The sequence below is a fragment of the Pseudomonas sp. PD9R genome (genome assembly GCF_019200975.1).
GTDB lineage: Bacteria > Pseudomonadota > Gammaproteobacteria > Pseudomonadales > Pseudomonadaceae > Aquipseudomonas.
Map to the genome: position 1 here is coordinate 270,386 of NZ_JAHTMR010000003.1, position 13,014 is coordinate 283,399.

The 13,014-nt window shown below is 57.2% G+C and carries 11 protein-coding genes; 6 read left to right on the forward strand and 5 right to left on the reverse strand.

Annotated features, from left to right (window positions below; all coding sequences use genetic code 11):
* Positions 1–22: 22 nt before the first annotated feature.
* Positions 23–1,210, reverse strand: coding sequence for an MFS transporter (locus KUF73_RS08825; protein ID WP_218437653.1), 1,188 nt, complete (start codon positions 1,208–1,210; stop codon positions 23–25).
* Between the two features lie 235 nt (positions 1,211–1,445).
* Entirely contained in the window at positions 1,446–3,032 is a 1,587-nt protein-coding gene (locus tag KUF73_RS08830; RefSeq protein WP_218437654.1) for an ABC-F family ATPase, read from the reverse strand.
* Between the two features lie 493 nt (positions 3,033–3,525).
* On the opposite strand from KUF73_RS08830, the gene lpxO reads away from it, so the two are divergent.
* A complete protein-coding gene (lpxO, locus tag KUF73_RS08835) occupies positions 3,526–4,425 on the forward strand; it encodes a lipid A hydroxylase LpxO (RefSeq protein ID WP_218437655.1) in 900 nt (299 codons plus the stop codon).
* Positions 4,426–4,547: 122 nt separating this feature from the next.
* On the opposite strand, the gene KUF73_RS08840 is transcribed toward lpxO, so the two are convergent.
* Entirely contained in the window at positions 4,548–5,408 is an 861-nt protein-coding gene (locus KUF73_RS08840; protein WP_218437656.1) for a Ku protein, read from the reverse strand.
* 190 nt (positions 5,409–5,598) lie between these two features.
* On the opposite strand from KUF73_RS08840, the gene KUF73_RS08845 reads away from it, so the two are divergent.
* Both KUF73_RS08845 and KUF73_RS08850 read left to right on the forward strand, forming a co-directional pair.
* Positions 5,599–5,946: a hypothetical protein gene (locus tag KUF73_RS08845; protein WP_218437657.1), complete on the forward strand. Its 348-nt coding sequence runs from the start codon at positions 5,599–5,601 to the stop codon at positions 5,944–5,946.
* 51 nt (positions 5,947–5,997) lie between these two features.
* Positions 5,998–7,149 carry a PQQ-dependent sugar dehydrogenase gene (locus tag KUF73_RS08850; protein WP_218437658.1) on the forward strand — a complete coding sequence of 384 codons (1,152 nt, stop codon included), beginning with the start codon at positions 5,998–6,000 and terminating at the stop codon, positions 7,147–7,149.
* Between the two features lie 72 nt (positions 7,150–7,221).
* Here the strand turns inward: KUF73_RS08850 and rimI are convergent, their stop codons facing one another.
* Entirely contained in the window at positions 7,222–8,316 is a 1,095-nt protein-coding gene (gene rimI, locus KUF73_RS08855) for a ribosomal protein S18-alanine N-acetyltransferase (RefSeq protein WP_218437659.1), read from the reverse strand.
* 92 nt (positions 8,317–8,408) lie between these two features.
* On the opposite strand from rimI, the gene KUF73_RS08860 reads away from it, so the two are divergent.
* The 3 genes from KUF73_RS08860 (at position 8,409) to ilvA (ending at position 12,284) form a co-directional block, all read left to right on the forward strand.
* Complete coding sequence (locus KUF73_RS08860; protein WP_256345514.1) at positions 8,409–10,010, forward strand: RimK family protein; 1,602 nt, start codon at positions 8,409–8,411, stop codon at positions 10,008–10,010.
* 7 nt (positions 10,011–10,017) lie between these two features.
* Positions 10,018–10,941 carry a magnesium transporter CorA family protein gene (locus KUF73_RS08865; protein ID WP_218437661.1) on the forward strand — a complete coding sequence of 308 codons (924 nt, stop codon included), beginning with the start codon at positions 10,018–10,020 and terminating at the stop codon, positions 10,939–10,941.
* Between the two features lie 329 nt (positions 10,942–11,270).
* Positions 11,271–12,284, forward strand: coding sequence for a threonine ammonia-lyase, biosynthetic (gene ilvA, locus KUF73_RS08870; RefSeq protein ID WP_218437662.1), 1,014 nt, complete (start codon positions 11,271–11,273; stop codon positions 12,282–12,284).
* 12 nt (positions 12,285–12,296) lie between these two features.
* Here ilvA and eco read toward each other — a convergent pair whose 3' ends face one another.
* Positions 12,297–12,779 (reverse strand): serine protease inhibitor ecotin, encoded by a 483-nt coding sequence (gene eco / locus KUF73_RS08875; RefSeq protein ID WP_218437663.1) that lies wholly within the window; start codon positions 12,777–12,779, stop codon positions 12,297–12,299.
* Positions 12,780–13,014 lie beyond the last annotated feature (235 nt).

Below are 13,014 nucleotides of genomic sequence, written 5' to 3' on the forward strand. Positions count from 1 at the left end.
AGCGCCTACATGATTTCGGTGATTAGGCGATTGCGCGGTGTTTCAACAACAACGTCAGTCCCAAACCGGTTACCGACAACAACGCCGCGCAAAAGAAAATCCACGCATACCCAAGGTTCAGCGCGATAGCGCCCATCAATGGTCCGGCAATCGCCAATGCCAAATCAAAAAACACTGCATAAGCACTCAAGCCTGCGCCACGGCTGGAGTTGGGCACTTGCTTGATTGCCTCGACACCCAGCGCCGGGTAGACCAGCGACAAACCGAAACCGGTCAGGCCGGCCCCGATCAAGGCATAGCCGGTTGAAGGCGCGAACCACAGCAGCACCAGACCGATGGTTTCGATGGTCATGCAGGCAATGGCCGACGTGAAGCCACCGAACCGACTGATACTGGAAATGAACAACAGCCGCGCCAGAATAAAACACACACCGAAGACAGTCAGGCAGTAAGCCGCGCCGGTCCAGCCGCGATTGAGGTAGTACAGGGTAATAAAAGTGGTGAGGGTGCCATAGCCAATGGAGGCCAGGCTCAAGCTGGCACCGAACGGCGCAATGCGTCCGAACACCGCCCAGAACGGCAAACGCTCACCGCGGACCACTGGCACCGAGGGTTTGTTGCGGATAAGCACCAATGCCGCCAGGGCCAGCACAGACAGGGCGATACCCAGGCTCGCGAACCCCAACTGATCGACCATTACCACGCCCAGCGGCGCACCAATCGCAATCGCCCCATAGGAAGCAATGCCGTTCCACGAGATTGATCGAGCAGTATGTTCAACGCCTACCTGGCCCATGCACCAACTGATGGTGCCGACGCCGATCAAGCCTTGGGCGATCCCCAGCAACAAGCGCCCGGCAATCAGGATCAACAGGCTCAGCAGCGGGAAGTCTTGCAACAAGGTCGACAGCAGCGTCAGCACACCGCTCAAGACAATTCCGGACAAGCCGTAAATGATCGAGCGTTTAGTGCCGACGCTGTCTGACATGCGCCCGGCCATGGGCCGGCTGAGGAGGGTGGCGAGGTACTGCGAGCCAATGGTCAGCCCCGCGATAACGGCGCTGAACCCCAGTTGCTCATGGACATACCCTGGCAACACCGCAATCGGCAGGCCGATGCAGAGAAAAGCAATAAAGGTATAAAAGACGATGGAGACGATCTGCAGGGTGATCGCCATGGAGCTTTGCGGTGGCTGTTGCTGCGCAGACATGAGGGCTCGTTCGCGGGCGGCGGTGGGAGAACAGCATGATGGCGCGGGCGTGGAATAAAAGAAAGCAGGCTAACGATCAAAAGATCGCAGCCTTCGGCAGCTCCTGCATTTGAATGCGACCCCCTGTAGGCGCTGCCGAAGGCTGCGGTCTTTTGAACCATAAACATAAAAAAGCCCCGTCACACAGGACAGGGCTTTTCACTTGAAGCTTGCAGCTTAGGGCTCGAAGCTGCCCTTAGAACACCACACCCTGGCTACGCAGGTAATCATCATAGGTGCCGCTGAAGTCGGTCACGCCGTTCGGGCTCAGCTCAATGATGCGAGTGGCCAGGGACGATACGAACTCACGGTCGTGGCTGACGAAGATCAGCGTGCCCGGGTAGTTCTCCAGCGCCAGGTTCAACGCCTCGATGGATTCCATGTCCAAGTGGTTGGTCGGTTCGTCCATGATCAGCACGTTCGGCTTTTGCAGGATCAGCTTGCCGAACAGCATGCGACCTTGCTCACCACCGGAAATCACCTTGACCGACTTGAGAATCTCGTCGTTGGAGAACAGCATGCGACCCAGTGTGCCACGGATCATTTGCTCGCCCTGAGTCCACTGACCCATCCAGTCGAACAGCGTAACGTCATCTTCGAAGTCATGGGCGTGGTCCTGGGCGTAGTAGCCCAGTTCCGCAGCGTCGGTCCACTTCACGGTACCGGCATCCGGAGTCAGTTCGTTGACCAGGGTGCGCAGCAGGGTGGTTTTACCGATACCGTTCGGGCCGATGATCGCAACGCGTTCGCCAGCTTCAACCTGGAAGCTGAAGTCCTTGAACAGCGGCTTGCCGTCGAAGCCTTTGGCCATGCGCTCGACGATGACCGCCTGGCGGTGCAGCTTTTTGTTTTGATCAAAGCGGATGAACGGGCTGACACGGCTCGAAGGCTTGACCTCGGCCAACTGGATCTTGTCGATCGCCTTGGCGCGGGAAGTGGCCTGTTTGGCTTTCGAGGCGTTGGCCGAGAAGCGGCTGACGAACGATTGCAGTTCCGAAATCTGCGCTTTCTTCTTGGCGTTGTCCGACAGCAGTTGCTCGCGGGACTGGGTCGCCACGGTCATGTACTCGTCGTAGTTGCCCGGGAACAGGCGCAGCTCGCCGTAGTCCAGGTCAGCCATGTGGGTGCACACGCTGTTCAGGAAGTGACGGTCGTGAGAGATGATGATCATCAGGCTGGAGCGCTGGGTCAGCACGTTTTCCAGCCAGCGGATGGTGTTGATGTCCAAGTGGTTGGTCGGTTCGTCGAGCAACAGCACTTCAGGATCGGAGAACAGTGCCTGAGCCAGCAATACGCGCAGTTTCCAGCCTGGGGAAACTTCGCTCATCGGGCCGAAATGCTGCTCGATGCCGATACCCAGGCCCAGCAACAGCTCGCCGGCACGGGATTCGGCGGTGTAGCCGTCCATTTCAGCGAACTCGGTTTCCAGTTCGGCCACGGCCATGCCGTCTTCTTCGGTCATTTCCGGCAGCGAGTAGATGCGGTCGCGCTCGGCCTTGACCTTCCACAGCTCTTCATGACCCATGATCACGGTATCGATCACGGTGAATTCTTCGTAGGCGAACTGATCCTGGCGCAACTTACCCAGGCGCACGTTCGGCTCCAGCATGACCTGGCCGCCGGACGGGTCAAGGTCGCTACCGAGGATTTTCATGAAAGTCGACTTGCCGCAACCGTTGGCGCCGATCAGGCCGTAGCGGTTGCCCGCGCCGAATTTGACCGAAACGTTTTCGAATAGCGGCTTGGCGCCGAACTGCATCGTGATGTTAGCTGTAGAAATCAAAGGTTTTTCCTGCGAAGCATTCAGAGTAGCTAGGGTTGCGGCAGTACCGAATCAGTACCCGTTTCCGCTATTCGGATCACGGGAAATACATCCCGGTCAGAAGCGGAAGATCCATCTGGCAATAAGTGGACAGCAGCATATGAAGCGCTTGGCCCGAGTCGAAGTGCGCTGAGGCGGGGGATACCCGTCATCAACCAAGGGGGGCGCGTAAAGTTTGGCGGCGATTGTACTGGTCTGGCTCTTTAAACGATAGGGCAATAAGGCCACACCTACGCTTTGGCAGTATCAGCGGACAGATTTTCCCCCCGACAGGTTAACTATTGGTTACAAACTGTGGCTAGAATGCGACCTATCATCGGGTGTCGACATTCGGTATCGGCATCAAGGATGCGCCATCGGGACGGCTGTTTCGTATTCAGACGCTGCACAAGACCCGTGAGCCAGAGGTTGGCAGGGGGCGCAGTTTGTTCACTTCTGACGTGTGACGATTTCCGTGAAACTCATCATTGCCGCTATCTACGTTGTATCCATCGCATACGTTCACCTGCGGGGTCGCGTTCGTCACAAGCTGGGCCGCCAACTGAGCGATCATTCGACGTTTCTGGCGCCGGTCAATTGCTTCCTTTATGTGTTCTCGAAAATCCCCAACAAGCCGTACCTTAATCCGGCGGATTTTCCCGACCTGAGCCCGCTGCAGACGCACTGGGAAGAAATCCGCGCCGAGGGTCAGAACCTGCTGCGGGCCGGTGAGATCAAGCGCTCGAACCAATATGACGACGTTGGCTTCAACTCGTTCTTCAAAACCGGCTGGAAGCGCTTCTACCTCAAGTGGTACGGCGACAGTCACCCATCGGCAATGAAGCTCTGCCCGCGCACCACTGAACTGGTGCAGAGCGTCGGCTCAATCAAGGCCGCCATGTTCGCCGAGTTGCCGCCGGGCTCAAAACTGGTCCGACACCGCGACCCGTATGCCGGCAGCTACCGTTATCACTTGGGTCTGGAAACGCCCAATGATTCCGGCTGCTACATCAACGTCGATGGCGAGAACTATCACTGGCGTGACGGTGAAGCGGTGATGTTCGACGAGACCTACATTCATTACGCCGAAAACACTACCCAGCAGAACCGCATCATTCTGTTCTGCGATGTCGAGCGGCCCATGAAGTACCGATGGGCGGCCGCGTTCAATGGCTGGTTCAGTCGCAACGTGATGGCGGCGGCGGGCGCACCAAACGAAACGGGCGACAAAACCGGCGGCATCAATCGTCTGTTCAGCAAAATCTACAAGATTCGCCTGCGCGGCAAAGCGCTCAAAAAGCGCAATCGTGCTCGGTATTACATGGAGAAATGGGCGATTTTCGGCGGGTTGCTGGCAATCATTATCCTGATCTGAAAACGCCTTCGAGGGCGAGCCTCGCTCCTACAGCGGGCCAGGGGTGATGTAAATAATTCACTCACGCCGAATAACCCTGTGGGAGCGAGCCTGTTTGCAATGGAGCCAGGATATCCAACGCATTATTTGCTGGCTTTTTTTCTCGCTGCCGGCTTGCTTTCCGATTTGGGCTTGGCAGCCGCCTTGCTCGCGCCCTTGCCCCCAAGACTGCGCTTGAGCAGCTCCGTCAAATCAATCACATCCGCCGTCTTGCGCTCCTCCTCACCCGTGGCCGTTTCAACGTCCTCGATCTTGCCTTCATGGGCTTTCTTGTCGACCAACGCCATGATCTTGTCTTCGAATTCATCCCGATAATCTTCCGGCGACCACTCGACGCTCATGTCTTGCACCAGGCGTTTGGCCATGTCCAGTTCGCCCTTGGCCAGTTCGGCTTTGGTTACGTCCGGCCCGAGCGCCAGTTCGTCCAGGCTGCGCACCTCTGCCGGCCAGCGCAGTTTGACCAGCACCATGGCCGATTCCAGCGGCATTAGTGCAGCCAGGTATTGACGGGTATGCAACACCACGCGGGCCAACGCCACTTTGTTGGTTTTGGTCAGGGTTTCGCGCAATAGCGCATAAACCTTGCCGCCGCGTTTGTCCGGCGCCAGGTAGTAGGGCGTGTCAATGTTTTGCAACGGGATCTGCTCACTGTCGACGAAGGCAAAAATATCGATGGTCTGAGTCGACAGGGGATGCGCCGAACGGATTTCCTCTTCACTGAGCACCACGTACCGGCCCTTCTCGAACTGCACGCCTTTTACGATGTGCTCCTTGGTGACTTCTTTACCGGTGACCTTGTTAACGCGCTTGTAGCCAACCGGGTCCATGCTGCGGCTGTCGAGCCAGTCGAAATCCACCCCTTGGGAAGACGTCGCCGAGACCAGCGCCACAGGGATATGCACCAGCCCGAAACTGATCGCGCCTTTCCAGATTGCCCGTGCCATGGTCGTCTACTCGCGAGTGATGATCAGGTGACCCGTGGCTTCGGGCAAAAGTTTCAGCGGTCTGCAGCCGGCCCCGGCTGGGTGATCAACTTCGTGTTACATCTTGCCGGAGGTTTTGATTAACAAATTCGAACCCCGGGCGTAGCGTGCTATCGAAGACTCCATTCACCTTGAGGTCGAGAGGCGCCCCATGAACCGATGCATGCCAGCCGTCATCGCGTTGGCCGTCAGCTGCGTTCTGAGTCAACTGGCCCACGCTGGAACCTCGCCGTTGCAGATCGCCCAGAGCCTGCCGAACAGCGGCAACAATAATCCCTACAACAGCCCGATTCATCGGGCCAATCCAAACAGTATGCAGGGTACACAGCCCAGCGCCCCGGCAATCCGTGGACCGAACACCGTGCCGGTGCCGCGTCCGCCGACCCTCGACAATGGCGGCATCGGCAATCGCTATCCGCAGGATCGTACTGCTCCTGCCAGCCCACCGAAATTCATCCCTAATCCACCTCGTCGCGACCCGGATACCCGCGCTCAATGAAGGGCTGGGAAGCTGTCCTGTCGGCCGTTCTCATGACAAAAGGAATCGTGCATGTTACGTAAAACCCTTCTGGCCACGTGTTGCGCCAGCGCGTTATTGACCGTCACGCTGCCATCCTTTGCAGCGCCTACCCAGGACATGCAAAGCGAACAGGGCACACTCGAAGTGACGCCGATCGTGACAGGACTGGAGCATCCCTGGGCCTTGGCGTTTCTGCCTGATCGCCAGGGCATGCTGGTGACCGAACGGCCCGGCAACCTGCGACTGGTCACAGTCGATGGCAAACTGTCTGCACCGATCAACGGTGTCCCCAAGGTCTGGGCCAAGGGCCAGGGCGGTTTGCTGGATGTAGCGCTGTCGCCTGACTTCAAGCAAGACCGTACGGTCTATTTGTCCTTTGCCGAAGGGGGTGGTCAGGGCGACAAGGCGGGTACTGCCGTCGGTCGTGGGCAACTGTCCGACGACCTGGCGACCCTCAAGAATTTCCAGGTGATTTTCCGTCAGGAGCCGAAGCTCTCGGTCGGCAACCATTTTGGTTCGCGGCTGGTTTTCGACCGCAATGGCTACCTATTTATAACCCTGGGTGAAAACAACGACCGACCGACTGCCCAGGACCTCGACAAGCTACAAGGCAAGGTGGTGCGCATTTATCCAGACGGAAAGGTACCCGACGACAACCCCTTTGTCGGACAGAATGGCGTGCGCCCGGAGCTCTGGTCCTACGGCCATCGCAACCCGCAAGGTGCGGCGCTCAATCCCTGGAACGGCACGCTTTGGGAAAATGAGCATGGCCCCCAGGGTGGGGACGAGCTGAATATCATTGAGCGCGGCAAAAACTACGGTTGGCCGCTGGCCACCCACGGTATCAACTATTCCGGCCAACCGATCCCGGAAGCCAAGGGCAAAACCGCCGAAGGCACCGTCGGCCCCCATCATGTATGGGAAAAATCCCCCGGTCTCAGTGGCCTGGCGTTTTACGACGGCGATCGTTTCAAGGCCTGGCAGCACAACGCATTTATTGGTGCGCTGGTGTCGCGGGATTTGATCCGTTTGCAGTTCGACGGCGACCAGGTCGTGCATGAAGAGCGTTTGCTGGGTGAACTCAACAAACGCATTCGCGATGTGCGACAGGGGCCGGATGGATATTTGTATGTACTGACCGATGAGGATGATGGCGGCCTATACAAGGTTGGCTTGAAATAAAAGATCGCAGCCTGCGGCAGCTCCACAGGAATTCGCCGATCCATGTGGGAGCTGCCGCAGGCTGCGATCTTTTTAGCGGCCATACAAAATCACAGCCGCCCTCAATTTGCCCCGGCCAAAACTGCTCATTTTCTCAAACTCCGCATGACTGACGGGCAAGTGTTGGCAGTCCATCGGCTGGCGATGCTGGCTGTGATCAACATCGGGATCGTGCAGGTAGACGAACTCTTCATCGCAATCAGTAACGATCACCCAATGCGGTGATTTCGAACGGGTCAGGCGATAACTGCTGATCAGCACCAACGGCTGTCCGCCATGCTCCAGTAATCGCGGCAAATTCAGCGAGCCGCCGATTGCACATTCGACGTCACTGGCCTGCAACTGCGCCGTGAACTCGTCGTGCACCAGACGCATGACGTCTTTTTTATGCGCGTCACGTACGCCATCGAGGAACAACGGTCCGGCCATGCTCAATTGCAACTGCACCCGGAACCCGCGTCGCCAGGCCGCCAATGCCAGGCCTTGAGGGCTGCAGCCACCGTGGCCGGAAGTCATGAACACGGTAGTTGCCTCGCGCCAGATTTGCAGTTCTTCGCGACGCTCCAGCACTCGATCCCTTTGCAACGCGCCCATCGCCATCAGCAGACAGGCCGGGCCACAGGTGAAGTCAGTGGTTTGCGGGTAATACGGCACCCGAATATTGCGCGAGTCGCGATGCTGGAGGATGCGTTTCTCCAGTCGCAGCGCGTCGGCGTGATCCTGGTAATAGTCGTGAATCAGCGCAAAACGCCGGTATCCATTGCGTTCATACAGGGCGATGGCGGCCGGGTTGTCGATACGCACTTCCAGCCGCAGGTAAGCACAATCATGTTCCAGTGCGCAGGCTTCGATGCGCTCGAGCAATTGCTTGCCCAATCCGCTGCCACGGGCCTCGGTCGCGATCGCAATCGAATACAAACGCGCCAGTGACGTACCACGATGGAACAGCACCACGGCATACCCCACAAGATGCTCCCCACGCTGGGCCACCAGCAGTTGCCCGTTTGCGCGGTGGATCATCCATTGAAAGCTGCGACTGTTGAGCCGATCCGTGGTGAAACACTGTTGTTCAAGTTCAAGTAGTGCCGGTAAATCCTCAAGAACCGCCACGCGAAAAAACAGACTCATATGACCACCGTAAAAGTTGCGTAACGAAACGGGACTTTCGAGAAAGTTCGTGCTTAATAGGAAAGGTCTTGTTCTCCAACGGATCAATCACTATGTCAGCGGTACAAGGTCATTGGCGCGAAGTATCCGAGCAAACTTTGCCGGCAGCAATCACTTCTGCAACGTATTTAAATAACGCTTATTTGAATAAGGCAGATAGAACTTCCAGTCAGTTGATTATCATCGTCGAACGCAAGGAAGACTGGGCCTCTTACTTTCCCAGCGAAGACATTGTCACGGCTCAGGAGTACCTTGAGCAGACCCGCGACACCGATCAGGGCAAACGCGTCCAGGTGATCAACCTGTGCCGCAGCTACAAATACCTGGGCCACGGTTATTACTGCTCGCTGCTGGCCGAAGCCCGGGGACACAAGGTCATTCCGTCAGTGCGGACCATCAGCGAGCTGACCCGAAAGTCGCTGTATGGCCTGGCGCTGGATGACCTGGATAAAACCCTGGAAAAAGCCCTCAGTCATCATCTCTACAGCGACACCGAGGGTTTTACCCTGACGTTGTATTTCGGCAAAACCAATATCGAGCCGTTGCAGGACTTGGCACGACAACTGTTCGAAGTATTTGCTTGCCCGATTTTGTTAGTTGAGTTTCGCCGAACGAATGGCTGGCACATTGAAGGTATTAAATCCGGCGCGCTGCATAAGTTACGTGAGGATCAGGAAGATCAATTTGCCCACTCGCTTGATAGTTTCAGTCGCAAGATCTGGCGCATGCCGCGCTCAAAACGGCTGGCCCGATATGACTTGGCAATTTTGCACGATCCGCAAGAAGCACTGCCGCCGTCCAATGCCAAGGCGCTGGACAACTTCGTCCGGGTCGGCAAAACCCTGGGCATCGACGTCGAGTTGATCGAACGTAAGGATTACGCGCGAATTGCCGAGTACGACGCGTTACTGATCCGCGAAACCACCAGCGTCGACAACCACACCTACCGCTTCGCCAAGAAAGCCGAGAGCGAAGGCTTGGTGGTGATGGATGACCCGACGTCGATTCTGCGCTGTACCAACAAGGTGTATCTGACTGACCTGCTCAAGAGCCATCAACTGGGCATGCCCGTCACCGAAATCCTGTACAAGGAGCGACCGGAAGATTTCGAACGGGTCGGTGAGCGTCTGGGCTTTCCTTTGGTGCTGAAAATCCCGGATGGCTGTTTCTCCCGGGGCGTGATCAAGGTTGAAAGCCAACAAGCATTGCTCGACGCCACGTCCGAGTTGTTCGAACACTCGGTGCTGCTGCTGGCTCAGGAGTTTTTCTACACTGAGTACGACTGGCGCATCGGTGTGCTGAACCGCAAACCGATCTTTGCCTGTCAGTACTTCATGTCCAAGGGCCACTGGCAAATCTACAACCACAAGGCCAAGGGCCAGGACATCAACGGCGAATGCCGCACGCTGGCGGTTCATGAAGCGCCGCGGGCAGTGGTGGAACTGGCGGTGAAGACCGCGAACCTGATCGGCGATGGTTTGTATGGTGTCGATCTCAAGCAGTCCGGCGACAAGGTGGTGGTGATCGAGGTCAACGACAATCCGAACATGGACGCCGGGATCGAAGACGCCTATTTGCAGGATGATCTGTATTCACTGGTGCTGGAGGAGTTTGTCCGGCGCCTGGAGCTTAAACGTCGCGGCCAGGCCTGGTGAGCGCTCGATGATCAAGTGTTTTCAATTGAGCCACGGCGCGCTGCACCCTGTTGAGCGGCTGTACGCGGAGGTGATGCTGTTCAGCAACCCCGATGCGGGCGAGCGGGACCTGCTGCACAGCCATTTCAAACTGGACGACCATGCGCTGGCCTCGGCGCTCGACCCTGACGAGGTGTCGCGTATCGAGTTTCATCCGGACAACCTGTTCCTGATCTGGAAGCGCCCGGAAAAATACTCCGGCGCTGGCAGCCTGGCCTTTGAAGTGTCGTCCTGCGGCCTGCTGTTTTGCCCAGACCGCTTGCTGGTCATCGCCACCGATGACGCGCCCCTTCACGGTCTCGGCAAACGTCAGGCATTGAACACGCCACTGGATGTGCTGCTCGATCTGCTGTTCAACAACATCCATCACTATTTGGGTCACCTCAAGGTGATCAAACTGGTTGCCCGGGAGTTGCAGCAGAAATTCAATGCGTCGATGCAAAACCAGCACCTGATCCAGATGTTCAATCTCAGCGAAAGCCTGATCTATTACATCAATGCCATTCACAGCAATGGCGCGGTTCTGACACGGCTGCGCAATCACGCGCAAAAGGAGCACTTCGACGCCCACGCCATCGGCCTGATCGACGACTTGATCATCGAAAACGACCAGTGCTACAAACAGGCGGAAATCTACTCGACCGTGTTCTCCGGGCTCATCGACGCCCGGGGCAACCTGATGAACAACAGCATGAACAACCTGCTGCGCAAACTGACGCTGATCAACGTGGTGTTTTTGCCGCTGAACCTGATCGCCAGTATTGGCGGCATGTCCGAGTTCAGCATGATGACGGCGGGGACGCCGTGGTGGGTTTCGTATCCGTTGTTTTTGACGGCGATGATGGGTGGGGCAGGAGTGATGGTGCTGGGGCTCAAGCGATTGGCGAAGTGATCGCTACAACACCACGAAATCAGCATAAGCAGCTCAGTAGAAATTGGCCGTTGACTTGCCATCAATGCCCGGCTAATTTCGGGCCATGACTTCCATCGTATTGCGCTGCCAACCAAGCATTATTACCGCCATTCCTCATTTGGCGGGCTAGCTCACGACTGCAGCACCCAACCCGCCCTAGAGGCGGGTTTTCATTTTCTGTCTCCTGGGTTTTAACAGCATACGGTCCATGTAGGAGTTGCCGCAGGCTGCGATCTTTGGCTTTTGAAGATCAAGAGATCGCAGCCTGCGGCAGCTCCTACATGGACCGAGTACAACCGGAGACGATTATGAGCAGTACTGCCGAACAACAAACCCTGCTTGAGCATTACGTCAAAAAAATCCTCGCCGCGCCGGTCTACGAACTGGCCGTGTGCACGCCGTTGCAACTGGCGCCGGCGCTGTCCGAAGCGTTGGGCAATCAGATCCTGCTCAAACGCGAAGACCTGCAACCGACCTTTTCCTTCAAGATTCGCGGCGCCTTCAACAAACTGGTGCAACTGAGCGATGAGCAAAAGGCGCGCGGTGTCGTCACGGCTTCGGCGGGCAACCATGCTCAGGGCGTGGCATTGGCGGCACGGGAACTGGGGATCACCGCAACTATCGTCATGCCTGCCACCACACCGGAACTGAAGGTGCTCGGGGTGCGTAGTCGTGGCGCCGAGGCGCTGTTGCATGGGGAGAGTTTTCCGTTTGCCCTGGCCTATGCGCTAGACCTGGCGCAGCAGACCGGCAAGACTTTTGTCTCGCCTTTTGACGATCCTGAAGTGATCGCCGGGCAGGGCACGGTGGCCATGGAAATCCTTCGTCAACACCAAGGGCCGCTGGACGCGATCTTCGTGCCAGTGGGCGGTGGCGGCTTGATCGCCGGCATCGCGGCGTACGTCAAATACCTGCGGCCTGAAGTGCGCATCATCGGCGTCGAATCCGAACATTCCGCCTGTTTAAATGCAGCATTAAAGGCCGATGAGCGAGTGATCCTGCCTCACGTTGGCACCTTCGCTGATGGTGTGGCGGTGGCGCAGATTGGCGCCTATGGTTTCGAGGTGTGCCGGTTTTGCGTCGATGAAGTACTGACCGTCAGCAACGACGAACTGTGTGCCGCCATCAAGAATATCTACGACGATACCCGCTCGATCACCGAGCCTTCCGGTGCCCTGGCGGTGGCAGGCATCAAGAAATTCGTGGCGCAAACCGGCGCGCGTGGCCAGACCTTTGTGGCGATCGACTCGGGTGCCAATATCAATTTCGACAGTTTGCGGCATGTGGCCGAGCGCGCCGCGTTAAGCGGCGCCCTGGTGTGAAGGATGGGCGGGTTATTCCTGAACGGCTTTCTCGACCTTGCTCGACGCCGACCAGATCCGGTAGCGGACCTCGACGTCTTTGGGTACGTAAAGCACGATCGGCAGTTTGCTGTTGTAGCGCAACATGAAGCCGTCTCCCACCACTGGCACGAAGTCCTCTTTGCTCTTGCCGTCCGGGCAGGCCATCAGCGTGCTCATAGGCCCAATGACTTTTTCCAGCCGATAAAACGGATAGCCCCAACCCTCAAGGTTTTTCTCTTCGAGAATGCCGCCCAGACGCTGGCGATTGCAGTCGACTTTCAGGGTCTTGCCGGCCAGGACCTCGACCTGAAAGTCGTCCTCACGGGCTTGCGGGGCGAGGTGAATGACCTGGCGGGTGTAACCTTTTTCCGGTTTAGGAAAGGGGGCGACTTCTTCAAGCTTTGCTGCGTGCGCGACGCTCGACAGTGCAGCGACTATTAGCCCGACGGTCGTGTTAATGGTCAAACAACCCATGGTGCCTCCTTGCGTATGTGTGGGGTCAGCGGATACTGGATCGGCTCGCCTCTATTCTTGATGGCATCAGCCGCGTATGCAAACCGACGCAACAGTGTGCAAATTGCAAGGCCTGCCGAGGTGTTTTTCGCAAATTGCATGGGCGGTAATAACACTCGTTTGGCTAAACCCTTGATTTACCGATGAGCTGCGCAGCGAAATTCAAGGCATGTTTTATGCTGTAGCTGTTCTCAAG

What these genes read in the sequence shown, in the direction of transcription:
- KUF73_RS08825 (WP_218437653.1), bottom strand. Translation starts at nt 1,210, where the DNA reads ATGTCTGCGCAGCAACAGCCACCGCAAAGCTCCATGGCGATCACCCTG.
- KUF73_RS08840 (WP_218437656.1), bottom strand. Translation starts at nt 5,408, where the DNA reads ATGGCACGGGCAATCTGGAAAGGCGCGATCAGTTTCGGGCTGGTGCAT.
- KUF73_RS08845 (WP_218437657.1), top strand. Translation starts at nt 5,599, where the DNA reads ATGAACCGATGCATGCCAGCCGTCATCGCGTTGGCCGTCAGCTGCGTT.
- KUF73_RS08850 (WP_218437658.1), top strand. Translation starts at nt 5,998, where the DNA reads ATGTTACGTAAAACCCTTCTGGCCACGTGTTGCGCCAGCGCGTTATTG.
- rimI (WP_218437659.1), bottom strand. Translation starts at nt 8,316, where the DNA reads ATGAGTCTGTTTTTTCGCGTGGCGGTTCTTGAGGATTTACCGGCACTA.
- KUF73_RS08860 (WP_256345514.1), top strand. Translation starts at nt 8,409, where the DNA reads ATGTCAGCGGTACAAGGTCATTGGCGCGAAGTATCCGAGCAAACTTTG.
- KUF73_RS08865 (WP_218437661.1), top strand. Translation starts at nt 10,018, where the DNA reads ATGATCAAGTGTTTTCAATTGAGCCACGGCGCGCTGCACCCTGTTGAG.
- ilvA (WP_218437662.1), top strand. Translation starts at nt 11,271, where the DNA reads ATGAGCAGTACTGCCGAACAACAAACCCTGCTTGAGCATTACGTCAAA.
- eco (WP_218437663.1), bottom strand. Translation starts at nt 12,779, where the DNA reads ATGGGTTGTTTGACCATTAACACGACCGTCGGGCTAATAGTCGCTGCA.